This window comes from Halpernia sp. GG3 (assembly GCF_052976925.2).
Genome location: NZ_JBRIIR020000017.1, coordinates 322,936 through 345,445 on the forward strand (window position 1 = coordinate 322,936; position 22,510 = coordinate 345,445).

Annotated in this window: 27 protein-coding genes; 16 read left to right on the forward strand and 11 right to left on the reverse strand. The window is 33.5% G+C overall.

Features of this window, described 5'->3' with window-relative positions:
• The first annotated feature begins 151 nt into the window (after positions 1 to 151).
• The 6 genes from ACVBED_RS10920 (at position 152) to ACVBED_RS10945 (ending at position 3,446) form a co-directional block, all read left to right on the forward strand.
• On the forward strand, positions 152 to 556 hold the full coding sequence (locus ACVBED_RS10920; RefSeq protein ID WP_473095006.1) for an RNA polymerase sigma factor: 405 nt from the start codon (positions 152 to 154) through the stop codon (positions 554 to 556).
• A gap of 4 nt (positions 557 to 560) precedes the next feature.
• Positions 561 to 1,118: a hypothetical protein gene (locus ACVBED_RS10925; protein WP_473095007.1), complete on the forward strand. Its 558-nt coding sequence runs from the start codon at positions 561 to 563 to the stop codon at positions 1,116 to 1,118.
• A 13-nt stretch (positions 1,119 to 1,131) separates the two neighbouring features.
• The gene (locus ACVBED_RS10930) at positions 1,132 to 1,617 is read left to right on the forward strand and encodes a lysozyme family protein (protein WP_447120303.1); all 486 of its coding nucleotides are present in this window, start codon (positions 1,132 to 1,134) and stop codon (positions 1,615 to 1,617) included.
• 407 nt (positions 1,618 to 2,024) lie between these two features.
• Positions 2,025 to 2,237, forward strand: coding sequence for a phage tail protein (locus tag ACVBED_RS10935; RefSeq protein WP_447120304.1), 213 nt, complete (start codon positions 2,025 to 2,027; stop codon positions 2,235 to 2,237).
• A gap of 1 nt (position 2,238) precedes the next feature.
• Positions 2,239 to 2,550, forward strand: coding sequence for a hypothetical protein (locus tag ACVBED_RS10940; RefSeq protein ID WP_473095008.1), 312 nt, complete (start codon positions 2,239 to 2,241; stop codon positions 2,548 to 2,550).
• A 203-nt stretch (positions 2,551 to 2,753) separates the two neighbouring features.
• Entirely contained in the window at positions 2,754 to 3,446 is a 693-nt protein-coding gene (locus ACVBED_RS10945; protein WP_473095009.1) for a C40 family peptidase, read from the forward strand.
• A 222-nt stretch (positions 3,447 to 3,668) separates the two neighbouring features.
• Here ACVBED_RS10945 and ACVBED_RS10950 read toward each other — a convergent pair whose 3' ends face one another.
• The 6 genes from ACVBED_RS10950 to ACVBED_RS10975 form a co-directional block, all read right to left on the reverse strand.
• The gene (locus ACVBED_RS10950; RefSeq protein ID WP_473095010.1) at positions 3,669 to 5,405 is read right to left on the reverse strand and encodes an APC family permease; all 1,737 of its coding nucleotides are present in this window, start codon (positions 5,403 to 5,405) and stop codon (positions 3,669 to 3,671) included.
• A 246-nt stretch (positions 5,406 to 5,651) separates the two neighbouring features.
• Positions 5,652 to 6,878: a rod shape-determining protein RodA gene (gene rodA / locus ACVBED_RS10955; protein WP_447120310.1), complete on the reverse strand. Its 1,227-nt coding sequence runs from the start codon at positions 6,876 to 6,878 to the stop codon at positions 5,652 to 5,654.
• Positions 6,875 to 8,863: a peptidoglycan D,D-transpeptidase FtsI family protein gene (locus tag ACVBED_RS10960; RefSeq protein WP_447120311.1), complete on the reverse strand. Its 1,989-nt coding sequence runs from the start codon at positions 8,861 to 8,863 to the stop codon at positions 6,875 to 6,877. The genes rodA and ACVBED_RS10960 overlap by 4 nt, the downstream gene beginning before the upstream one ends.
• Positions 8,860 to 9,366 (reverse strand): rod shape-determining protein MreD, encoded by a 507-nt coding sequence (locus ACVBED_RS10965; protein WP_447120312.1) that lies wholly within the window; start codon positions 9,364 to 9,366, stop codon positions 8,860 to 8,862. The genes ACVBED_RS10960 and ACVBED_RS10965 overlap by 4 nt, the downstream gene beginning before the upstream one ends.
• The gene (gene mreC / locus ACVBED_RS10970; RefSeq protein WP_447120313.1) at positions 9,356 to 10,210 is read right to left on the reverse strand and encodes a rod shape-determining protein MreC; all 855 of its coding nucleotides are present in this window, start codon (positions 10,208 to 10,210) and stop codon (positions 9,356 to 9,358) included. Before mreC ends, ACVBED_RS10965 begins: the two co-directional genes overlap by 11 nt.
• 24 nt (positions 10,211 to 10,234) lie before the next feature.
• Entirely contained in the window at positions 10,235 to 11,260 is a 1,026-nt protein-coding gene (locus tag ACVBED_RS10975; RefSeq protein WP_447120314.1) for a rod shape-determining protein, read from the reverse strand.
• Between the two features lie 145 nt (positions 11,261 to 11,405).
• On the opposite strand from ACVBED_RS10975, the gene ACVBED_RS10980 reads away from it, so the two are divergent.
• From ACVBED_RS10980 to hemC, 3 genes are all read left to right on the forward strand, one after another.
• Positions 11,406 to 11,819: a GNAT family N-acetyltransferase gene (locus ACVBED_RS10980; RefSeq protein WP_447120315.1), complete on the forward strand. Its 414-nt coding sequence runs from the start codon at positions 11,406 to 11,408 to the stop codon at positions 11,817 to 11,819.
• Between the two features lie 77 nt (positions 11,820 to 11,896).
• The gene (hemA, locus tag ACVBED_RS10985) at positions 11,897 to 13,171 is read left to right on the forward strand and encodes a glutamyl-tRNA reductase (protein ID WP_447120316.1); all 1,275 of its coding nucleotides are present in this window, start codon (positions 11,897 to 11,899) and stop codon (positions 13,169 to 13,171) included.
• On the forward strand, positions 13,149 to 14,069 hold the full coding sequence (gene hemC, locus ACVBED_RS10990) for a hydroxymethylbilane synthase (RefSeq protein ID WP_447120317.1): 921 nt from the start codon (positions 13,149 to 13,151) through the stop codon (positions 14,067 to 14,069). Before hemA ends, hemC begins: the two co-directional genes overlap by 23 nt.
• Here hemC and ACVBED_RS10995 read toward each other — a convergent pair whose 3' ends face one another.
• Positions 14,070 to 14,690 (reverse strand): endonuclease III domain-containing protein, encoded by a 621-nt coding sequence (locus ACVBED_RS10995; protein WP_447120318.1) that lies wholly within the window; start codon positions 14,688 to 14,690, stop codon positions 14,070 to 14,072.
• 34 nt (positions 14,691 to 14,724) lie between these two features.
• Between ACVBED_RS10995 and bcp the strand changes: the two genes are divergently transcribed.
• Both bcp and ACVBED_RS11005 read left to right on the forward strand, forming a co-directional pair.
• Positions 14,725 to 15,171 (forward strand): thioredoxin-dependent thiol peroxidase, encoded by a 447-nt coding sequence (bcp, locus tag ACVBED_RS11000; RefSeq protein ID WP_447120319.1) that lies wholly within the window; start codon positions 14,725 to 14,727, stop codon positions 15,169 to 15,171.
• Positions 15,172 to 15,700: 529 nt separating this feature from the next.
• A complete protein-coding gene (locus ACVBED_RS11005) occupies positions 15,701 to 16,168 on the forward strand; it encodes a hypothetical protein (protein WP_447120320.1) in 468 nt (155 codons plus the stop codon).
• 92 nt (positions 16,169 to 16,260) lie between these two features.
• Here the strand turns inward: ACVBED_RS11005 and ACVBED_RS11010 are convergent, their stop codons facing one another.
• Positions 16,261 to 16,770 (reverse strand): GNAT family N-acetyltransferase, encoded by a 510-nt coding sequence (locus tag ACVBED_RS11010; RefSeq protein ID WP_447120321.1) that lies wholly within the window; start codon positions 16,768 to 16,770, stop codon positions 16,261 to 16,263.
• Between the two features lie 245 nt (positions 16,771 to 17,015).
• Here ACVBED_RS11010 and ACVBED_RS11015 point away from each other — a divergent pair, with 245 nt between their 5' ends.
• From ACVBED_RS11015 to ACVBED_RS11025, 3 genes are all read left to right on the forward strand, one after another.
• A complete protein-coding gene (locus tag ACVBED_RS11015) occupies positions 17,016 to 17,288 on the forward strand; it encodes an META domain-containing protein (protein WP_447120322.1) in 273 nt (90 codons plus the stop codon).
• Positions 17,289 to 17,394: 106 nt separating this feature from the next.
• Positions 17,395 to 18,609 carry a GTPase HflX gene (gene hflX, locus ACVBED_RS11020; RefSeq protein WP_447120323.1) on the forward strand — a complete coding sequence of 405 codons (1,215 nt, stop codon included), beginning with the start codon at positions 17,395 to 17,397 and terminating at the stop codon, positions 18,607 to 18,609.
• Between the two features lie 22 nt (positions 18,610 to 18,631).
• The gene (locus ACVBED_RS11025) at positions 18,632 to 19,558 is read left to right on the forward strand and encodes a glutaminase (protein WP_447120615.1); all 927 of its coding nucleotides are present in this window, start codon (positions 18,632 to 18,634) and stop codon (positions 19,556 to 19,558) included.
• A 20-nt stretch (positions 19,559 to 19,578) separates the two neighbouring features.
• Here the strand turns inward: ACVBED_RS11025 and ACVBED_RS11030 are convergent, their stop codons facing one another.
• Positions 19,579 to 19,956 (reverse strand): group III truncated hemoglobin, encoded by a 378-nt coding sequence (locus ACVBED_RS11030; RefSeq protein WP_447120324.1) that lies wholly within the window; start codon positions 19,954 to 19,956, stop codon positions 19,579 to 19,581.
• Between the two features lie 126 nt (positions 19,957 to 20,082).
• Between ACVBED_RS11030 and ACVBED_RS11035 the strand changes: the two genes are divergently transcribed.
• Together ACVBED_RS11035 and ACVBED_RS11040 are read left to right on the forward strand one after the other, a co-directional pair.
• Entirely contained in the window at positions 20,083 to 21,033 is a 951-nt protein-coding gene (locus ACVBED_RS11035) for an ion channel (RefSeq protein WP_447120325.1), read from the forward strand.
• Positions 21,033 to 21,518 (forward strand): YkgJ family cysteine cluster protein, encoded by a 486-nt coding sequence (locus tag ACVBED_RS11040; RefSeq protein WP_447120326.1) that lies wholly within the window; start codon positions 21,033 to 21,035, stop codon positions 21,516 to 21,518. The genes ACVBED_RS11035 and ACVBED_RS11040 overlap by 1 nt, the downstream gene beginning before the upstream one ends.
• A 239-nt stretch (positions 21,519 to 21,757) precedes the next feature.
• On the opposite strand, the gene ACVBED_RS11045 is transcribed toward ACVBED_RS11040, so the two are convergent.
• Positions 21,758 to 22,027, reverse strand: coding sequence for a DoxX family protein (locus tag ACVBED_RS11045; RefSeq protein WP_447120327.1), 270 nt, complete (start codon positions 22,025 to 22,027; stop codon positions 21,758 to 21,760).
• A gap of 86 nt (positions 22,028 to 22,113) precedes the next feature.
• Positions 22,114 to 22,458, reverse strand: coding sequence for a DoxX family protein (locus tag ACVBED_RS11050; protein WP_447120328.1), 345 nt, complete (start codon positions 22,456 to 22,458; stop codon positions 22,114 to 22,116).
• Between the last annotated feature and the right edge of the window lie 52 nt (positions 22,459 to 22,510).

The window sequence follows — 22,510 nt, forward strand, 5'->3', positions numbered from 1 at the left end:
ATGTCCAAATGAATGTTACCACAAGAAATTATGGATGGACGTCAAAACCCGAAGCCAGGAAAGGACTTCGTGCATTTGATCGACACTTACCAGCAGGCTTTATTGGCACATTAGACGTTTAATCGTAGACCATGCTTTAGCGCAGGATGTTTTGCAGGATACATTTATAAAGGCTTTCACAAACTTTCACCAGTTTAAAAAGGAAAGTAAATTGTATACTTGGCTTTATAGAATTGCAACAAATGAAGCACTTCAACAATTAAACAAGATGAAGAAAATGCAGAAGAGTGATGAAGATGCTGAATATTATTTGCAAAACTTAACAGCTGATAGCGCGGTTGCGACAGGCGAAGAGATTACGATCTTATTACAGAAAGCAATTCACACGCTACCCGAAAAGCAAAAGTTGGTTTTCACAATGCGCTACTATGATGAAATGCCTTATGAAGAAATTTCACAAGTTTTAGATATGTCAGTTGGGACGTGCAAAACAAATTATCATTACGCAAAACAAAAAATAGAGGATTTTATAAAATTGAATTCTGAAGAAATTTAAACAAATGGAAAATTTAGATATAGAAAAGTTAAGTCGGGAGACACCTTATAAATTACCTGAAAATACTTTTGAATTAGTACAAAACAATGTTTTGCAAAAAACATTGGGTAAGACACAAACGCCAGTTTTTAATTTAAAATGGATTTATGCCGCAGCGGCGTTACTACTATTGATTTTTACTGCTAATTTTTTAATAAATACAAATAGTAATAAAGAAACTGCTGCAAAAACTCAATTAACGGCACAAAATGAGGTGGTACCACAGCAAAATTCAGCAGCTCAGGCTTTTACAAGTTCAGGTGATGCTGTCGCACAAAACACACCGGATATGAGCGATACTAATGATTCAGATGAGGCTAATTTAACTTCACAAAAAGTTTCGCATCTAAATGGTATCAAACAAAGCAAGGGTAATACAGATTTGGCAACTGTAAATAAAATGCGAACCAATTCACCAACTGAAGCACAGATCGATAATGTTTTGGATGGTTTTTCTTCCTCAGAAATTGCTTCATTAAGTAATAATTCTGAACAAGATGTTTATTTAGATTTGTATAATTAAAGATTAACAGGGCATGAAATTAAAAATAATAATCGCGGGTTTTTTTCTTCTATTCGTTTTTAAAGATATTGCGGCACAGCGTACTTCTCTATTGCAAATGGGACTTCAGGAAAGAAAAGCGGAAATAAAAAACATGAGCCAAAAAGAGAAATCGGAGGCTTTGAAACAATTTAAAGAAGATTTAGTTTTGTCTGAATTGCAGATTCCTGAAAGTCAAAAAAATAATTTTATTGAAATATATAACGACTATCAGGCAAAGCAAAGACAGATCAAGAATAAATTTAAAGCCCAGAGAAATTATAATGAAATGACTGAAGATGAGGCTAATTTAGAGTTAGGAAATAGTTTCGAGGTTGGTCAGCAGCTTTTGGATTTAAGAAAAGAATATGCGGAAAAGTTTAATCAAGTTATTAAGCCACAAAAAGTGCTTCAACTTTTTCAGACGGAAGGCATGATGCGAAATAAAATGATGAAACATCAAATACCGCCACAGAAATAGTCTGTTTTTACAGATTATTAAGTTCTAATAGTTTATTTTTTTTAATGTTGGGATGAGTTCTACGAAGAAATTTATAGAACTCATTCTTTTTTTTATGAAAAAATTTTACTTTTTACTTTTAAAATTTTCGGTTAAATTATAAAAATAAGTCAACAATTAATGTTTCAAAATTAGTTGCGGACTTTTATTTACTTGAGCTCGAGACAGAAAATACAGTTATAAAAAGAATAAAATTTATTAAAAAATAGATTTAAAACAAACTATCAAACTTTAGAATATCATGAAAAAATTAATATTATTTTTAATAATCGCTTTGAGTTTATCAGATATAAAAGCGCAGGGGTCAGATTCAATAAGTTGCTTTTGATTTTGCACCAAGAGGATGGGCAGAATGTAATGGACAGTTATTGCTAATCACACAATATCAACCGCTGTTTTACTTAATGGGAACACAATATGGTGACGATGGAAGAACAACCTTTGCATTACCAAATATGCAGGGTAGAGTTTTAGTAAATAGTGGGCGGGGTCCGGGATTGTCAGATTATCCTCAGGGAAGCCAAGGTGGTTTAGAAAAAGTAACATTAACTACTAACGAGTTACCAAAGCCATACCCATAAAGTGAATGCGGTAACCGCTGATGGAAATAACGCTGCGGCGACAGGAAATTTACCGGCAAATACGAAGAAATTAGACAAAGAATATTCTACTTTAACGGCAAATACCCTTATGAAATCTAAAATAATAGGTACAACAGGTGGAAGCCAAGCTCACGAAAACAAGTCACCTTATCTGGTTTTAAAAAATATAACTGCAGTACAGGGGGGGTTCCACAGAGACAATAATTTTACGGTTCCACAATATACAAAAGACATCATTCATATATTTTTGGATGATGTCTTTTTATATAATAGTGATAGAGAAATAAATTAATGTTAACAAATCACAAAATTGAGTATTAGTTAATCCACTTGGACATTAAGTTGCAGGCGGTTTTCTTTTAACAAGAAATTAAAAAGCGTTAAAGTATGTTAAAATAGGGTTAGCGTAAATCTTTTGTACTTAAAACTTTTTGAGCATTCGGTACTTTTGTGTCGCATTAAAATATAATTACCATAAGATAATTAATAAATTACATGAAGAAAAGATTTTTGTTTTATTTGGTTGCAACCTGTACTGCTATTTCATTACAGTCTTGTGTATCTAATTACGTAGTATCTGCTCCAAATTTATACCCGGTTCAGTACAAATCAAGTGCCAAACTTGCTGCTATAGATTCTCAACAATTAGAAAACGATAAAAAAGAACTTTTAAGCAGTTTTAAGGTCAATCCAGCAGCAATGATTGCAAGTGTAAATTCTGCAATTAAAAATGCGGAGATTGCTAAAGTAATAAGACACTCTAAAACAATTGATGGAATCTTAAGCGTTGCTGAATCTTATATCGGAACGCCGTATAGATTTGGAGGTATGACCAGAAACGGCATTGATTGCTCAGCATTTGTTCTTTCAGTTTTTGGTGCTGCTGTAGGTATGAATTTACCAAGAGTGGCAGCTTCCCAAGCATCAGAAGGCGAGACAGTTTCTAAAGAAGATTTACAGAAAGGTGATTTAGTATTCTTTTCTCATGGCGGCGGTAGAATTTCTCACGTAGGTATAGTAGAAGAAGTAACGGCGGAAGGTGAAGTAAAATTCATACATGCAGCTACCTCAAAAGGAGTAATGATCTCTTCACTTTTTAATGATAGTTATTGGACGTCAAAATTTATGTTTGCAAAGAGAATAATAAGCAGTAATTTCGATGACGCGAGTAATGTTGCACAGAATTAGAGTAAAGTAAATATAATTGATATAAAAAAAGCTGCCTTTCGGGTGGCTTTTTCTATTTTGAAGATTTCTGTTCATAGAAGTCGGTTAACTTGAAAAAAAATAAACATTTTCACGCCCGTTAAATCCCATTGAGATTAATACCGTTTAATAAGAAATTTTAATCTTATTCGCCAATATTATTGCAGATTAAAACATATTATTGATAAAGAGAAAGCAAAACTTTTATAAAATTAACCGTACACCGCCCAATTCTTCTACGCGGTAACTGAACTTCTCGCCAGGTGAAGAAATGAACATGAAGTTTTTAGGAATATTCCACTTGTTGCTGAGTTTCTCAACCATTTCTGGATTAAAACAACCCTCGAGAATGATGTACTCCATATCCATATCAGGATAAGCTCGATCTAGAGTTGCAAAATCTGAAAGAAATTGCTCAGGTGGTTGTTGATGATTTTTTAAAATAGTGACAATTTTAACTTTGTTTGTAACTTCATTTTGGCTGATGTAGATCATCACCTTGTTTAGCGTCGCAATATCATCACCTTTTGAGAAGAATACAAACTCTTGATCTCGTAAACTGTGCATAGATCTGTGCAAACTCTTTTGAGTTATAATAGCCAGTTTTCGGAAGTTTTTTGTGATAGATTCCATGGTCTTTACCATCACCGTCATAATGTCGTTCCGCACCAGCATTGCAGAAATTAGCAACATGGCGGGAATAAAATACTGTAAAAAAGTAACGAGGTAAGCAGGATTTGCTTTAATATTCCCATAAAGCGCGATAATTACCCCGAATAAAGCCAAAACAACAAACGCAATAGGCGCAGTCTCTGGACGCGGCAAACGTGAGCGACGGATTTTCAGTAAAATATTTCCAATCGCAAAAAACGCCATGACCGTTAAAAATGAAATCGTGTAAACTGCCGCCAAAGGTAAAATTGCACCTCTAGTTACGACCAAAATCGAAACACAAAGCACAAAGAACATCATTAAAATACGATAAGTACTTCCCCTTTTGTTTTCTTTTAAGAAAAATTGAGGTAAAATTCTATCCAGCGTCATTCTTTTAATTAAACCATTTACGCCCACAAACGAAGTCAAAACTGCACCACTTAAAACCGTCACTGCATTAATGGAAATTATTAAAGCGAGCCATTTTCCACCTGTCAATGTGCCCATAAAACTTAAGAAAAAATCAACTTTAGAATCTACGGCGCTCATTGGCATAATGCAAATTGCCAGAAATGCTATTAATGGATTCAAAACAGAAACTGCGATCCACATATTACGCAACGTTTTCGGAAAAACGCCGTGTTTCTGTTCTTCCACAAAATTGGCAGAGCTCTCAAATCCAGAAATACCAAGCATCGCAGCGGCGAAACCAAAAAATAATGCCGTTGCGATACTTCCGCCACGAACCGGAAGTGCAAAATTATTATACAAAATAGAAAAGCCATTGTTAGCGATGAAAATTCCGCAGAATATTATTAATAAAAGCATCACGCTTAGATTTAAAACGAAGATTATTAATGCCACAAAAGAACTTTCGGTAATTCCTAAAGTCGTTAAACCAAGAAAGAAAAGTAAAATAGAAAAAGTAGCATAATTAACGTTAATAAATGGTACTATTTCGTGCAAGTAATGCATCGCTGTGCTTGCAGAAATTACCGCAGTTGCCATATAGGAAAGGATTGTAAGGCAGGCCGCTAGAGCTGCATTACTTTTTGTGGAACTATTTAGAAGCACATTATAAGCGCCGCCATTCAGCGGTAGAGCACCGACAACTTCGCCATAAATTTTTCGAAAAAGAAATAAAATTGCGGCCACAAATAACAAAGCCAACCACGCATATTGTCCCGCAGCCACAATTGTAAGCGCAGAAACGTAGAGGCAAGATGAGGTAATGTCATTTCCACAAATCGCTGTCGCAGACCATTCTCCTAATTTTTTTTGAGACATTTTACTTTTGTTAGATAACAAAAATAAAAAAACTAGAATAAAAATACAGTGAAATAAGACTTTAAATTGAAATCAAAATTTCCTTTATGGCAATCCACCTTTTTTAAAATCATTCTTCAAAAAAAATGTCGGCCGGGCTATCCGCTATATTTTTTTTACAGAAGTATAAATTGAAGAGTAAATTTTTTTAGGCAAAAAAAGGATGCCGCTTCTATACCTATTGCAGTTGAACGCAATTATATAAACTTAAACCAAACTATTTCGGTCAGCGTAGTTAAGTTTAAAGAAAATAAAAGTCATTATAGAAAATGCCAATAGAGAACTTCCGCCATAACTAAAAAAGGGCAAAGGAATCCCAACGGTAGGGAATAAACCCAAAACCATACCTAAATTTATAGCAAAGTGCATTAGCAAGATCGAAGCAAAACAATACCCGAATACGCGGTTGAAAACAGACTTTTGTTTTTCTGCCAAATAGTAGATTCTGCCGATGAAGAGACAATAGACCAAAACTAAAAGCGTACTTCCAAAAAATCCCCATTCTTCGCCAACGGTGCAAAAAATATAATCGGTACTTTGCTCTGGAACGAATTTTCCTTGTGTTACGGAACCTTCTCGGTAACCTTTCCCGAAGAATCCACCGGAACCAATTGCGGTTTTAGAATATAGTAAATTATACCCCGAAGTGTCCCGAAAAGCCTTTTCTCCTTTATATAAAACCTCGATGCGCTCTCTTTGGTGCTTCGGCATTTTCTCTAAAATTTTCGGTGCACCAAAAGCAAGACCGCACATTGCAGTGATACCAATTGCAATGGAAGAGATACTAATTACATTCCAATGAATTCTTCGGTTGTTTAAAAATAAAACAATGGCGCTTAAAATTAAAATCGGGACAGCAACATAAATTGGATCAATTCCTAAAGCGAGCAAAAATATTAACGCAATAATAAAAATTACTCCGAAAAACCATCCACTCAAACCTTCACGATAAAGCGCAATTACAAAAGCGAGGAAAACTAAAAGCGATCCCACATCCGGAATTGCCAAGACTAAAACGCCGGGAATGCCTATAATTATTAAGGCTGTCCACAAAGATTTTGATTTTTTAATGTTGAAATCTGGTCCTGAGACAAAATTGGCTAACATCAAAGTAATCGCTAATTTTACAAATTCTACCGGTTGTAAACTGATCGGTCCAAATTTATACCAGTTTTTTTGTCCAAGAACCTCACTGCCAAAAGGAAAAAGTCCGAGAAGTAAAAGAACGCCCAAAACGTAAAATACAGCGGATAAATTTTCAAAAAACTTTGCACGCATAATGAAAATTATGAGCCCTACAAAAACTGATACGCCAAACCATATCAGTTGCTTTTCGCCACTTTTTGGTTCTACACTATAAATATTTGCAATTGCAAAAAGACATAGCAGCACATAAAGTCCCAATCCTAATTTATCTATACCGGCTATTTTCACTTTTTCTTGGTTTTAGATTTTGTAGAATCAGATTTTTTTAAAATTTCTGACTTAAAATTTTTCTCAACTATTGCTTTCAGGCTGTCCTGCTTTCTTTTAACTTGTATAGAATCTGGTTTTGGTGGCACATATTTTCCAATTTTTTTCAGATGTTCAATATATTGTCTTTTATACTCAGGCATAAAACTGGACGTGATCATTTTTTTATAAAGATTTTCTCTTTTTACTGTTCCCGTAATATACTTTTCAGCTACCAAAGTAGAAGCAGGCCCTGCCCAGGTCGCTCCAAAACCAGCATGATCCATCACAGAAGAAACTACAATTTTAGGATTTTCCATGGGTGCAATCAATGTAAAAATTGAATTATCCTTGCCCTGAGGAACTTGCGCGGTTCCGGTTTTTGCCAATTGTGTAAAGTCTGCAGATTTTAAACTGACACCAGTCCCATGAAGCATTACTTGCTCCATTCCGTTTAGGACGGCGTCAAAGTATTTTTTATCAACTAAGGTCTGGTGTTTTACTTTAAATCTTTTATCAGGATTTGGTTTTCCGTCAATATATTTTACGATGTGAGGCGTGTAATAATAACCTTTATTGGCAATTGCAGCAGTATAATTAGCCAGCTGAAGAGGAGTTACTAAAATATCACCCTGTCCCATTCCATTAAAAACGGCTTGAATAGGCTTCCAGTTCTTACCATATCTTTTTTCGTAAAATTTACTATCTGGGATTAAACCTTTGGAACCGGTTGCCAAGTCATTATCTAAATATTGTCCCAGACCGAAACTATGCATAATTTTAGCCCATTCATCTATACTTTTCCCTGGGTTTCCTGGATATTTATTTAAAATAGCCAAATAAGCATAAGAAAAATAACAGTTGCTGGAAATCTGTATTGCAGGAATTAAAGGAATTGCACCGCCATGACCTTTTATCCGAACACCTTTATAATTGAAACCACTACCACAAGGAAATACAGTGTCTGGTGTCATTACTCCCATCTGCATTCCGGCTAAAGCCGTCATTAATTTAAAAGTAGAACCGGGTGGATAAGCTGCTTGTGTAGAACGATCGAAGGTTGGAAGTCTGTTATAAATAGTATCGGTTTGAAGCCGGTATAAATTTCTTGTTTTTTCTGGTCCTACAAATAAGTTTGGATCAATATCTGGACCCGTAGCTAATGTTAGAATTTCGCCACTCTTTGGATCTATAGCTACAACGGCTCCATATTTATTAACCATCATTTCTTCGGCTAATTTTTGTAAATCGTAGTCAATTGTCAAGGTTAGATCTTTCCCAGTAACAACAGGAATATCCAATGTTCCTTCTTTGTATGGTCCAACATTTCTCAGACGAATATCTTTTTGGATATAGTTAATTCCTTTTTTACCGCGTAATTCCTTTTCATAAGATTTCTCAATACCACTCATTCCCGCAATATCGCCAGGTAAATAGTAAACTGAATCTTTTTTTATATACCGGTCATTAACCTGATTTGTAAAACCCAAGAGATTACCAGAAGTTGAGACTTCATATTGACGTTGCGGTCTGGAAACAATACTAAATGCAGGATATTTAAAAATAATTTCTTGAATTCTTGCAATTTCTTCCCGGCTTATATTTTTTATAAAAGTAACAGGCGTTAATTTAGAATAGTATTTTTCTTTCTTTAAACCTGTAATAGCACGAATAAAGGACGGCTTTGTAATATTCACTAATTTGCAAAAGCCCAGCGTGTCAAAATCGGGCTTCATTAAAACGGAGGTAAAAGATATTTCAAAGGATGGTTGGTTTCCCACTAAAATTTTGCCATTTCGGTCAAAAATAACACCTCTTTGTGGGATAACATATTCTTTTTTAATTGAAGTATTAGCGGCATTCAGAGCATATCTATCCGTTAGTAATTGCAAATAAGCAAGTCTTGCAATAAAAATTATTGCAATGAAAGAGAGCACAAGGATGATTTTAAAATACTGAGACTTCACACTTTTTGTTTAATTCTAAAAACTAATGCATAGACGAAAATAAATACGAATGATATGACGCTCGTCAGTAGTATATTTATGAAAACGTCAAATAGTCTGCTCAATTTAAAGAATTCTAAGTACTGTACCAAAAATTGATGAATAAAAATACTCACAAAAATAAAAAATAAGAACTGCGACCAATTTAGAGTTAGGAATGAAAAAAAATCTGTTGAGGTTTCTGTTGAGGTGCGAAATATTAGTGTCCGAAAATAGGCGATGGTGACAGTCGCAAATGCGTTAATTCCCCAAGTTCCCAAAGCAATATCAATACCTAACCCCAATATAAAACTCAAGATTAAGAAAACAAATTTATTGCGAAAAAAAGGATAAAACAAGACGAAAACTGGATAAAGTACCGGCACGTATTTATCAAATATAGCAAATCTATTCAGCAGAAATATTTGAATCGCCGCAAGGAAAATCATTAAAATAAAATCTGTGAAAATGCTTCTACTGTTCATTTTTCTGCATTACAGCGTTTAATGTGTCGGTTATTTTTTGAACTTCCATTTTTTTCAGATTTTTTACAACGAAAACTTTTCCGAGTTTTCCCATCTTTTCAGAAAGTTCAACTGAAATATCCCAAAAACCGGTTTTATTATCTACTTCGTAGCCCGCAATTTTTCCTATCATAATACCTTGCGGGAAAATGGAAGATTTGCCATCTGTCATAATTGTGTCGCCAACTTGTAAAGGAACATATTTTGGCACATCAGAAAGATGCATTGTTCGGGAATCTTCACCTAACCAGGTCAAAGTTCCAAAATAACCAGTATTTTTTAGAGATGCACTGATTCTAATTTTATGCACACTTAAAACGGATTGCACTAAAGCATAATTATCCGTAGTGTTGATGACGATTCCAGCAAGTCCGTTCGGTGCAATAACGCCCATTTTTGGGTAAACACCTTGGTTTTGACCTCTGTTTATTGTGAAATAATTATCACGTCGGTTTATACTATTATAGACGACATCACCATCTACGAAAGTATAAATCTGACCGCCTTTTGCCGTATCAATAACTTTAACAAATTTTGGATTTTGCCCGTTCTGTTTTCCGTAGAGTTGCACCATTAGGACCTTATTCTGGTTAACTAAATTCTGATTGACCTGTTTAAGTTTAAGATAAGAAGTTCCTTCATCAATATAGCCGGAAACCCAGGAATTGAATGCGGCAGACTGCGCGGCAATATAAGATTGCTGCATAGAATTTCTGGTAAACATTAGAACCAGTGCAATGATCTGTAATAATAGAAAAAAAACGAATAATGCGTTTTTTGAAAATAGTCTCAGCAAAAATGCCATCGTTTTAGCCTAAGAAATTAATATTTATTTTAGAAGAAAATTAAATTTATCGATATTTTTAAGCGCAATACCAGTTCCTCTAACAACTGCTCTTAAGGGATCTTCCGCAACAAAAACAGGAAGTCCGGTTTTTTTGTGAAGTCTGTCGCCCAAACCTCTTAGTAGAGCGCCCCCACCAGCAAGATAAATTCCTGTTTTGTAAATATCTGCAGCCAATTCTGGCGGCGTTAGTGACAAAGTTTCCATTACAGCATCTTCAATTCTGATAATTGATTTATCTAAAGCTTTGGCAATTTCTTTATAATTAACCATTATTTCTTTTGGTTTTCCAGTAATTAAATCCCGTCCTTGAACCGGGATATCATCAATTGGCATGTCTAATTCTTCAACTGCAGAACCCACTTCAATCTTTACCCTTTCAGCCGTTCTTTCGCCGATGTACAAGTTATGGTGTGTTCTAAGATAATAAGCGATATCATTTGTAAACACATCACCTGCAATTTTCACAGATTTATCACAAACAATTCCGCCTAAAGCAACTACCGCAATTTCAGTAGTTCCACCGCCGATGTCAATGATCATGTTTCCTTCAGGTTTTTGGACGTCAATTCCCACGCCTATTGCAGCAGCCATTGGCTCATAAATAAGACGCACCTCTTTTGCGTTAACTTTTTGGGCAGAATCTCGTACTGCGCGTTTTTCAACTTCAGTAATTCCAGAAGGGATACAGATTACAATTCTTAATGCCGGTTGAAAAAACCGACCTTTAATTCCTGGGATTTTTTTGATAAATTCCTTTATCATATGTTCAGAAGCATGGAAATCTGCAATTACTCCATCTTTCAAAGGTCTGATCGTTTTTATGTCTTCATGGGTTTTTCCCTGCATATGTTTCGCTTGTTCGCCTACAGCAATCGGTTTGCCGGTAGAGCGCTCAATTGCAACTATAGACGGTTGGTCTATCACAATCTTATTGTTGTGAATAATTAGTGTATTAGCAGTTCCTAAATCTATCGCAATCTCCTGCGTAAACATATCAAATAATCCCATTTTTTCCTGTATATTTAAGTATACAAAGATATAGATTTAGAACCGTTCTAAAAAGTTAGATTTCAATAAATTTGGTTAAAATTTTATTAAATTCTAAGTTACCTTTGATGTTCGAACTTATTATTAATTAAATTATTATTTTAAAATGATAAAAAAGATTTCATCGGTTGAAACTCACGACCTTAGGAAAAATGTTTTAGGGGAAAACATTCCAGATTATCAATTCATTTATAAAGGAGATGATGAAAAAACCACTTTCCATTTGGGTTATTTTGATGAAGAAAAATTAGCTGGAATTTTAACTGTTATGAAGACTGATGAAACCACTTTTCAATTCCGTGGAATGGCAGTTCTTCAAAACCAACAAGGGAAGAGTGTTGGCAGAAAATTATTAGATTTTGCGACAGAACTTTCAAAACCAAATGCGCAGTCAATTTGGTTAAATGCCCGAAAACGGGTTATTCCCTTTTATGAAAAAAATGATTTTGAAGGTGAAGGTGATTTTTTTAATATTGAAGGTATTGGTTTGCACCTGAAAATGAGGAAATTAAACAGATAAGTTATTGATTTTAATCATAAGGACTATTGGCAAATACTGATTTAAATAAGAATAAATATCTTAAATTTGCGATTCGTATGGACTCAAAATCACAAATTCATCAAACCAGTAACTTCGCCGTTTTAAGTGTAAGCTATGAAAAGGCAAACGCGGAGATTCGCAGCAAGTTTGCTTTTTTTGATGATCATATAAAAGATTTTGTGGCATCACTCCACGAGGCAAATCTCGGCGACGCTTTCGTCGTATCCACCTGCAATAGGACTGAGATTTATACCACAACGCCTAATTATCTGTTAGTTGCAGAACTTTACTGCAAGGCAATCGGCGTAAGTTTATCCGAATTTATGGAGTTTGTAAGTATTTTAAAAAGGGAAGAGGCTTTAATCCATTTATTTCGTGTGGCTTCTGGCTTAGAAAGTCAGATTTTGGGTGATTTTGAAATTATTGGACAGATAAAAAATGCTTATCACCGATTTAAAAAAGAAAAAAGCAATGCGAACCCCTATTTAGAACGTGCTATTAATTCTGCAATCCAAATTTCTAAAAGAATTAAAAATGAAACGACTATTTCTACAGGTGCCGCATCCGTTTCTTATGCAGCAGTTCATTACATTTTAAATAATCAGACGCAACTTTCAGAGAAAAACATATTACTTTTAGGTGTAGGAGAAATTGGACAAAACACCGTGGAGAATTTGGTAAAACATGTTTATAAACCACAAATTAAAATTGCCAACAGAACGTCAGAGGTTGCTGAAAAAATTGCCGAAAAATATAAAATTCCGCATATCGCTTTTGAAGATTTTGAAGAGGAATTATACCAAACAGATATTTTAATTGTTGCAACAGGTGCTTCAAAACCAATAATTAATAAAACACATTTCCCAAATGGTAAAAAAACTCTGGTAATTGATCTTTCCATTCCTAATAACGTAGAACAGAATATTACAGAGAATGAAAATGTGAGTTTGGTAAATGTTGATAATTTATCATCTCATATCCAGGAAACGATGGTGTTGCGTAAAAAAGAAATTCCGAAAGCCGAGGAAATTATTAAATCTATGACAAAAGAATTTCTAGAGTGGGAAAAAAAACGAAAATTAGCACCAAATATTCATCAGTTTAAAGCTTCGCTTAAAAATATTGAAAATTATGAAATGCACCAGTTTCATCGGAAACATAATTATGTAAAAGTGGAAGATATGGTTCTAACGGAAAAATTGATTCAGAAAATTACCAATCGCTTTGCAAAATATATCATCGATAATCCATGGAAAGCGGAAGAAGTGAGTAAATTAATGAATGAGATTTTAGTAGAAATGCCAAAAAATGAGTTTAATGAAAAGCATTAGAATTGGCACTAGAAACTCACCATTAGCACTTTGGCAAGCCCATGAAGTCGCCACAAAACTCCAAGATAAAAATATAAAAACAGAGATTATTCCCATTATTTCATCGGGTGACAAAAACTTAACTCAACCGCTTTATACTTTAGGAATTACAGGGATTTTTACAAAAGATTTAGATGTTGCTTTGCTCAATGATGAAATTGATATCGCCGTTCATTCGCTAAAAGATGTTCCAACTAATTTGCCAAATGGTGTAAAACTAATTTGCGTTCTTGAAAGAGATTTTCCACAAGACGTTTTAGTACGAAATTCTCAGTCTAAAAACATTGCTTTAAAAGATCTTAAAATAGCTACCAGCAGTTTACGCCGTCGTGCTTTTTGGTTAAAAGAATTTCCAGAAACAGAATTCTCAGATATTCGTGGAAATGTACAAACAAGATTACGTAAATTAGAAGAAGGAATTGCAGATGCTACTTTATTTTCTTTGGCTGGATTGAAAAGAATGAATCTGGATTTTGAATATGAATTTTTACCTTTTATGCTTTCTGCACCGTCACAAGGAGTTGTAGGAATTGCAGGACATGAAAATAAAACGGTAGTAAACGACCTTTTAAAAAGCATTTCTCATTCTAAGACCGAGATTTGCACCCAAATAGAGCGGTCTTTTTTAAATACTTTGGAAGGTGGTTGCACCGCGCCAATTGGAGCTTTTGCTGAAATAAATGAAAATAATGAAATTCGCTTTTTAGGAAGAATTACTTCTTTAGATGGTGAAAATACAATCGAAACAGATGAAATTTTTCAATATAACTCACAAGAGAACTTTGGCGAAAAGTTAGCTCAAAAAGTTTTAAATAATGGAGGTAAAGAATTGATGTCTATCATCAAAAGGTCTTTATAATTATTTGTCAAACAGCATTTTAGTTAAAAAATCTTTTTCACCTTTTCCTCTTGCTGGGGAATATTCTCTTCCATAAAATATAATTTGAAGATGCAGTTTATTCCACAATTCTTTTGGAAATATTTTCTTGGCGTCTTCTTCCACTTGAACTACATTTTTCCCTTCAGAAATTTCCCATAGTTTTAATAGTCTGTGAATGTGCGTATCCACCGGGAAGGCTGCAACACCAAAACTTTGACTCATAACAACTGACGCAGTCTTGTGACCAACGCCAGGAAGAGCTTCAAGTTCATCGAAAGTTTGCGGCACTTCGCCATTGTGTCTTTCAACTAATAATTCTGCCATTTTTTTTAAATTTTTAGCTTTTGTATTTGCCAGACCTATTTGTTTTATTAAAAGTTTAATTTCAGATTCTTCCAAAAGATTCATTTTAAAGGCATCGCCGGCAACTTCAAACAATTTTGGTGAAATTTCATTCACTTTTTTATCAGTTGTTTGGGCCGAAAGAGCAACTGCAACCAATAGTTCAAACGATGAAATATGATTTAGCGGAATAGGAACTTCCATATATAGTTTTTCTAATTCATCAATTATAATTTTTGCCCGTTGCTTTTTTGTCATTTTAAAATTAACTTTACACAAAAATACTAAAGATATGTTACAAGTTGGAGATGCCTTACCAGAATTTAAAAGTCAAAATCAAGACGAAAAAATCATTAAATCAAGCAACTTTACTGGAAAAAAATTAGTGGTTTTCTTTTATCCAAAAGCAAACACTCCAGGTTGTACAGCTGAAGCCTGCAACTTAAACGAAAACTATAGTTTATTACAAAAACAAGGTTTTGAAGTTTTGGGAATTAGTGCAGACCCAGTAAAAAACCAAAAGAAGTTTCAGCAAAAATTTGGTTTTGAGTATGATCTCTTAGCAGATGAGTCGAAAGAAATATGTGAAAAATTTGGCGTTTGGCAATTGAAAAAATTTATGGGCAAAGAATTTATGGGAATTGTGAGAACGACATTTCTATTTGATGAAAAGGGAATTTGCACAGAAGTTATTTCTAAGGTAGAAACTAAAAACCATACGGTGCAAATTTTAAAATAATTATATTCACCTAGGTTATCCATAATTTATACCCCTGTTTCAAAGATTAAGTGCGAGCGTTGCGGTGACTTAGCTTAAATCCTTTATCTCAAGTTAGCAGTTTTTTCTTCTTCAAAGCCGCTGTTTGCATCTGCCTTACCGGCATTAAAATTTTGTTCGAGATTACTAGATATTTACCTTACTTTACTCAAGCCAAAAAGTTTGATTATAAAACTTTCAATTTTAAACATTGATTAAATAGACATTTTGACTATTAATTCGTAATTTCTATTAATATCGCAACAAATAGCATTAATTATTTTTAATATGTTATCAAATTTATATAAATTGATAATTATTTTAATTAAAAAAAGCAATTTATACTATGAAGAAAACTTTCTTTTCTTTTGCTTTTACAGCAATTTCTTGTTTTTCATTTGCGTAATTTAGTAATTACTGGAATTCTACATCTATTGCGGGTAAATCGCAAATTTTAGAAAACAAATCGCAAATTTTCAGTCCAAAACTATATTCTTTCAATATTGAAGGATTGAAAAACAAATTAAAAGAGGCGCCAAAAAAAATAGGGCGTTATGAGAAATCTGAAACAATTATTAGTTTTCCTAATGCTAATGGCATTTTGGAAAATTTTAAAGTTCAGGAATCTTCAAATTTTGAACCTGCATTAGTAGCAGAATATCCTGAAATTAAATCTTATGCAGGTGAAAACCATGATAATACTTCTAAAATTTATTTCAGCATTTCTCCTTTAGGTTTATCTACAATGGAACTTAATAACGATAGATCTGTAAATATAATTGAACCGTACGCAAAAGATTTATCAACCTATGTTGTTTACAGCAGAGCTGATAAAAAAGAATCGTTGAATAAATTTGAATGTCAGGTACTTGATACTGCGCAAAAAAAATTAGGAAATGCTTTATCTAATAAAAATGCTGATGATAATTTATTAAGAACCTACCGTACCAAAAGGAGCTTATTTAATTCAAGTTGGTAAAAATTCAAAGCGCTTTATAAAAGAATAATCTTAATAAAATCTTTAACATTTTTTAGCCGCTTCAACAAGATTGAAGCGGCTTTTTAGTTTAATTAACTTTCATAATACCTAAGTAAATCCCCGTCGCCGGGAAATTCTACCATTTTTATAAACTTTAGACCTAATTTTTCAATTAATTTTTGAGAAGAAATATTATCTTCAGTCGTTATTGCGGAAAGTTTTTTTAATTTGAAATCTTTAAAGATGATGGTTTTTAAAGCATCTGCAGCTTCAAAAGCATATCCGAAGTTGTGATAATCTTTTAGAACTGAAAAACCAATATCTGGAACTGCAAAGCCATCGCGAATAAAAATGCCGACCGCACCTATTTTTAAATTGTCGCTTTTTGTTACAATCACATAATTGCCAAAGCCCATTTTTTCAAACTGTGGTTGAAACTTTTGCGTAATGTAATTTGCCGCATCTTCTTTTGTTTTTAATTTTCTATCACCAATATATTTTATGAATTTTGGCTCATTATAAAGTTTTAAGAAAAATTCTGCATCCTGCCTATTGGCGATTTTTAAGACCAATCTTTCTGTTTCAAAAGTTTTTAATTCCACAATTTTTGTTTCTATAAATGTAATTAATTTTTATTTCTTGGTATAGATTTCGTAAGTTTTGTCCAAAATGTTAAAATATGAAAAATGTTAAAATATTTCTAAGTACTTTATTTACAGGATTTATATTGTTGAATTGTATGTCTCAAAAGATAAAATCAACGGACGATAAAAATTTGCAGTGAGAATGGATCTTGATTTCATTTCAAAACTTTAGCAAAGAAAATTTAATTAAATCGAAGGCGAAAATGAATCTGGTTTCAAACCCTGAAAACCCTGATCAGTACTCGGCAAAAATGGGTTGCAATAATTTATTTTTTATGGCAAAAATGGTTGGAAACAAAATTACATTTTCGCAAGTGGAAAGTACAATGATGTACTGTGAAGGAATGATGGATCTTGAAAGCGCTTTTGGAAAAGCCTTGCCAACGATGAATTCATACAAAATTGAAGGGCATTACTTTACAATTTCTGACGAAAAGGGACACGAAATGAAGTTTTTAGCGGCAGATTGGGACTAATTATTTTTAGCTAAAATATTAAAATCTTCAATTTTAATATTGCGGAGTTTTTGTTTTTAAATAAATTCCATAATCACTATATTTGTATAAAGCGAGATAAAATTATATGTTAGATAAAAAGGAGCACCAATATGAAAAAGCCGTTCTTGTCGGCGTGGTAACACAGAATCAAGATGAAAAAAAATTAAAGGAATATATGGATGAGTTAGAATTTCTGGCTTTCACGGCAGGTGCAACTGTGGAAAAAAGATTTACTCAAAAACTGACCCAGCCGGATTCAAAACTATTTGTAGGAAAGGGGAAAGCAGAAGAAATAAAAAACTTTGTGACGGAAAATGACATCAACACAATCATTTTCGATGATGAACTCTCACCGTCTCAATTGAAAAATCTTGAACGGGAAATTGAGGTTAAAATCTTGGACAGAACCAATTTAATTCTGGATATTTTCGCACAACGCGCTCAAACTTCATACGCAAGAACACAGGTAGAACTAGCACAATATCAATATCTTTTGCCAAGATTAAGCAAAATGTGGTCTCACCTTGACAAGCAAAAAGGTGGAATTGGAATGCGTGGTCCTGGTGAAACTGAGATTGAAACCGACCGTCGAATTATTCGCGACCGGATTACGTTGTTAAAAGACAAATTGAAAATCATCGATAAGCAAATGGCAACGCAGCGTAATAATCGAGGCAAAATGGTACGTGTAGCGTTGGTTGGATATACAAATGTGGGAAAATCTACTTTGATGAATGCCATTTCAAAATCGGATGTTTTTGCAGAAAACAAATTATTTGCGACTTTAGACACAACGGTTCGGAAAGTAGTGATTGGGAATTTACCTTTTTTGCTAACAGACACCGTTGGTTTTATTCGAAAATTACCAACGCAATTAGTTGAGAGTTTTAAATCCACTTTAGATGAGGTTCGGGAAGCAGACCTGCTGATTCATGTTGTTGATATTTCACATGAAGGTTTTGAAGATCAGCTGAATTCTGTGAACCAAACGCTGGAAGAAATTGGAGCCAATGAAAAACCGATGATAATGGTGTTCAATAAAATAGACGATTTTTCTTACGAGAAAAAAGCGGAAGACGATCTTTCGCCAGAAACCTATAAAAACATTTCTTTAGAAGAATGGGAAAAAACCTGGATGGCAAATTCTAAATACCCGACGGTTTTTATCTCTGCATTGACAAAGGAAAACTTTCTAGAAATGAAAAAAATGATCTATGACGAAGTGCAACGTATTCACATTGCGAGATTTCCTTATAATGACTTTCTATTTCAGTATTTTGATGATGAAGAGGAAATATAGTAGATTAATTTAGTTCCAAATAATTAAATTGAAAAACAACTACGCTCAAATAATTTCCACCATTTATGCGGATATTTTATCTAAAGAAAATTTAGGTAAAGTACCCGATTATATTCCTGAAATCGCAAATATTTCTGAGGATAAATTCGGCGTCTGTTTTTCAGATTTAAATAGAGAGAGTTTCGGTGATGGTGATTTTTTGGAGAAATTTTCAATTCAGAGTATTTCAAAAGTTTTTGCTTTAACCTTGGCTTATGAGCATTTAGGTGAAAAACTTTGGGAGAGAGTGGACGTCGAGCCCTCTGGAAATGCTTTTAATTCTTTGCTGCAATTGGAGGCTGATAACGGAATCCCCCGAAATCCCTTTATCAACGCGGGTGCGATTGTTATCTGTGACATTTTACTCGACATTTCTAAAAATCCAAAAGAAGAAATTTTAGATTTTATTCGAAATGTATCAGGCGAAAAAAGGATATTTTTTAATGAGAAAGTTGCGGCAAGTGAATTAAAAAACAGTTTTCGAAATGCGGCGATGTGTAATTATATGAAATCTTTTGGCAATATTAATAATCACCCTGAGGAAGTTTTAGAGCTTTATTGTTATTTTTGTTCTATTGAAATGACTTGCAAAGAATTATCAAGATCGCTTTTATACTTAGCAAATGCTGGAAAAAACCCAATTGATAATTTCCAAATTTTGTCTGCGAGCAAAGCAAAACGGGTTAATGCAATTATGTTGACTTGCGGATTTTATGATGAATCTGGAGAGTTTTCTTTCCTCGTCGGTCTGCCTGGAAAAAGTGGAGTTGGGGGTGGAATTATTGCTATTATGCCAAATCATTTTTGTATCGCAGTTTGGAGTCCAAAATTAAATGTGAAAGGAAATTCCTACCGCGGCATGAAATTTTTAGAAGAATTTACCACGCAAACTGGAGAATCTATTTTTTAGAAGAATATGTTTGATGAAAATTAGCGACGCGCCATTTCCATTTTGTAAGCCATTAAATTTGCGATGTTCCCAGCTTTTATTTTTGCAGTTTCTGCCATTTCACCTTCAAAGTTTTCTTCTAAAGTTTTTATCCAAAGAGAAAGCCAATGTTTAAAATGGTGTTTTTCCATCGCTTGCATGTCATTAATAGGAAAATGCTTTGCCATTGGATTTCCTTTATAGGAAGCCTTTCCGAAAAGAAGCGTTTCCCAGAATTTATACATTTTTGGCAAGTGTAAATTCCAGTTTACTTTTGCAATGTCATTAAAGAAAAAACCGATAGTTTCATCTTTACCTACTTTGTCATAAAATTTATTCACCAAAAGTTCGATGTCTTTCGGTGTTTCTAACTTTTTCATAGATCAAATTTACGAATTTTAAAGACTTCGGTTTTATGATTCAACGCATTTAAAACCAATTCCACAAAAAATTTGTAAATATTAAATAAAATAAAAGCGTAGGAAATTTTAATTTAATTTTGCAGCATGTCAAAATTCACACAGAGATTTTCCCGATTAAAACCAGAGATTGATACGGGATTTAGTTCTACTGCTTCTGGAAGATTTATTAATAATGACGGAATTCCGAACGTTAGAAGAGCGGGCCTTAATCCACTTGAAAAATACAGTTGGTATCACGTGATGATAAATCTTAGCGGTTTTAAATTCATATTATTTCTTATTGTTGCGTATATTTCTATTAATATTATTTTTGCCTTTATTTATTTTTGCATCGGTATTGAGCATCTCACGGGCATCGATCACAGCGTTCTACATAATGAGTTAATGGATGTCTTTTTTTTTAGTTCTCAAACCTTTACAACAGTTGGGTATGGTAGAATTGCACCTGTGGGATTTTTGGCGAGTTTAGTTGCAACTTTTGAAGCCTTTATCGGCTTACTCTTTTTTGCAATTGCGACAGGTTTATTTTATGGTAGATTTTCCAGACCGCGTGCTTTTTTAAAATTCAGTAAAAATGCTTTAATAGCACCCTATAAAAGTGGTTCTGCTCTCATGTTTAGAATTGCACCATTTAAAAACAATTTGTTGACAGACGCAGAAATAATTTTAAATGTAGCGATAACTAACCGCGACCAAAGTGATTCTCAAACGGAATTTTTTAATTTGAAAACAGAACTTTCTAAAATTAATGCGCTGGTTCTCAACTGGACGGTTGTTCATAAAATTGATGAAAATTCACCCTTTTTTGAGAATACTGCTGAGTTTTTGAAATCGACAGATGTTGAAGTTTTTGCCCAAGTTCGCGCTTTCGATGAAGGTTTTGCAAGTACTGTTGTCCAAAGAACTTCTTACATTTCGAGTGAAATTATTTTCGGAGCAAGATTTTTACCAATGTTTCAGCCCTCCGTAAATCACGAAACAACCGTTTTAAATTTGGATAAGATCGGAGATTATGAAAAAGCAAATTTATCATAATGGATTTAGAAGGTTATAAAATACAAGCGCAAAAAAAAGCCAAAGAACATAAAAAGTTTTTGGAAAATCTTAAAAGAAAGCCGCCGAAAAATATAGATTACTTGGCAGATGAAACGCATGAAGAAGTCTTTCAAGAAATTGACTGTTTGTCTTGTGCAAATTGCTGTAAAACTACAGGTCCACTTTTTACTGAAAAAGATATTGAAAGAATTTCCAAACATTTAAGAACTAAGCCAAAAGATTTTGAGACAAAATTTTTGCAAATTGATGAAGATGAAGACAAGGTCTTGAAAAAATTGCCGTGTTGGTTTTTAGACGATGACAACAAATGTTCTATTTATGAAGTTCGTCCAAAAGCCTGTCGGGAATATCCGCATACAGACCGGAAAAAAGTGTATCAGATCAATAACTTAATGTTAAAAAACACTTTGATTTGTCCAGCTGCTTTCGTGTGGGTTGAGAAAATGCAAAAACGAATTGAGTAATTTGTGAAAAAGTAAATATGCTGATTCGAAAATAAAATTCTATTAAAAAAATTTAATCTTTTTGAATTTCTGAGCTAGTTTTCCAATGTCAAAATAGCTTCTTATCAGATGTCTGTTTAATTTTTACTAAATGGCATACTCACTTTTTGAACGATATTAAATTTTTTTTCTCATTCCAAGAGATAAAGTAGTAAAATAGCCTTTTGAAAATATTCGGGAAATGTTAAAAATGCACCTGTCTATGATCTTGTCATACAAATTCCTAAGTAAAATATATACGCATTTAAAATCATATAAAAGGTCGCTGGCAGAGAGATCAAAATACCATCCTTTGTTTTGATTCTTATCAATAAACCAAGCAACATTAAAAGTGAGAGACCACTAGAAGATATTAATAAAATAGGTTTAAACATTAATCCTACTAATAATCCAAAGGCACCTAAAATCTCCAAAATAATTACAAGCAGACCTAATTTTTCAACATTTAATCGCTTAAACTCATTTTTCATATCTGTTGTAACAAAATACGAAACAGAATATGCCAGAAAAGAAAGACTTGATATTAAAACGCACAAAATAAAAATGAAGTTCATGTCTAGATAATATTCAATGAAGCTAATGCGATGAATGCACATAAAATCAATAGAAATAATGACGGCAAATGTTTGAAAAAGGGATTTTTAATTTTGAAATGGAAATATTGGGCGGCTAACATGAAAAATCCCATTAGAATAGCTGGAATGGCTACCAATGATGGATACCAGATCCCTGCGATCAATAATGTAGCCAAGGCAACTTTAGCTGCACCTACAAAAGTTCGGGTTAAATCACTTAGTCCGAATTGTTTAAACTCTTTAATGATCACATCGTATCGAAAAATCCACACGAAACCAACTGAAGCTGCTACAATAACTTGAAATAAGAGTAGTAAGTTTGTCATTTTTTTATTTGTTAATTATCTTAAATAAATTTTTTTTCGTTGGCAGATATAG

Excerpts from the sequence above, each read along its gene's own strand:
- ACVBED_RS10925 (WP_473095007.1), top strand. The coding sequence starts at position 561 with ATGGAAAATTTAGATATAGAAAAGTTAAGTCGGGAGACACCTTATAAA.
- ACVBED_RS10930 (WP_447120303.1), top strand. The coding sequence starts at position 1,132 with ATGAAATTAAAAATAATAATCGCGGGTTTTTTTCTTCTATTCGTTTTT.
- ACVBED_RS10945 (WP_473095009.1), top strand. The coding sequence starts at position 2,754 with ATGAAGAAAAGATTTTTGTTTTATTTGGTTGCAACCTGTACTGCTATT.
- ACVBED_RS10950 (WP_473095010.1), bottom strand. The coding sequence starts at position 5,405 with ATGTCTCAAAAAAAATTAGGAGAATGGTCTGCGACAGCGATTTGTGGA.
- ACVBED_RS10965 (WP_447120312.1), bottom strand. The coding sequence starts at position 9,366 with ATGAACAGTAGAAGCATTTTCACAGATTTTATTTTAATGATTTTCCTT.
- mreC (WP_447120313.1), bottom strand. The coding sequence starts at position 10,210 with ATGGCATTTTTGCTGAGACTATTTTCAAAAAACGCATTATTCGTTTTT.
- ACVBED_RS10975 (WP_447120314.1), bottom strand. The coding sequence starts at position 11,260 with ATGGGATTATTTGATATGTTTACGCAGGAGATTGCGATAGATTTAGGA.
- ACVBED_RS10980 (WP_447120315.1), top strand. The coding sequence starts at position 11,406 with ATGATAAAAAAGATTTCATCGGTTGAAACTCACGACCTTAGGAAAAAT.
- hemA (WP_447120316.1), top strand. The coding sequence starts at position 11,897 with ATGGACTCAAAATCACAAATTCATCAAACCAGTAACTTCGCCGTTTTA.
- hemC (WP_447120317.1), top strand. The coding sequence starts at position 13,149 with ATGAGTTTAATGAAAAGCATTAGAATTGGCACTAGAAACTCACCATTA.
- ACVBED_RS10995 (WP_447120318.1), bottom strand. The coding sequence starts at position 14,690 with ATGACAAAAAAGCAACGGGCAAAAATTATAATTGATGAATTAGAAAAA.
- bcp (WP_447120319.1), top strand. The coding sequence starts at position 14,725 with ATGTTACAAGTTGGAGATGCCTTACCAGAATTTAAAAGTCAAAATCAA.
- ACVBED_RS11015 (WP_447120322.1), top strand. The coding sequence starts at position 17,016 with ATGAATCTGGTTTCAAACCCTGAAAACCCTGATCAGTACTCGGCAAAA.
- hflX (WP_447120323.1), top strand. The coding sequence starts at position 17,395 with ATGTTAGATAAAAAGGAGCACCAATATGAAAAAGCCGTTCTTGTCGGC.
- ACVBED_RS11030 (WP_447120324.1), bottom strand. The coding sequence starts at position 19,956 with ATGAAAAAGTTAGAAACACCGAAAGACATCGAACTTTTGGTGAATAAA.
- ACVBED_RS11035 (WP_447120325.1), top strand. The coding sequence starts at position 20,083 with ATGTCAAAATTCACACAGAGATTTTCCCGATTAAAACCAGAGATTGAT.
- ACVBED_RS11040 (WP_447120326.1), top strand. The coding sequence starts at position 21,033 with ATGGATTTAGAAGGTTATAAAATACAAGCGCAAAAAAAAGCCAAAGAA.
- ACVBED_RS11045 (WP_447120327.1), bottom strand. The coding sequence starts at position 22,027 with ATGAAAAATGAGTTTAAGCGATTAAATGTTGAAAAATTAGGTCTGCTT.
- ACVBED_RS11050 (WP_447120328.1), bottom strand. The coding sequence starts at position 22,458 with ATGACAAACTTACTACTCTTATTTCAAGTTATTGTAGCAGCTTCAGTT.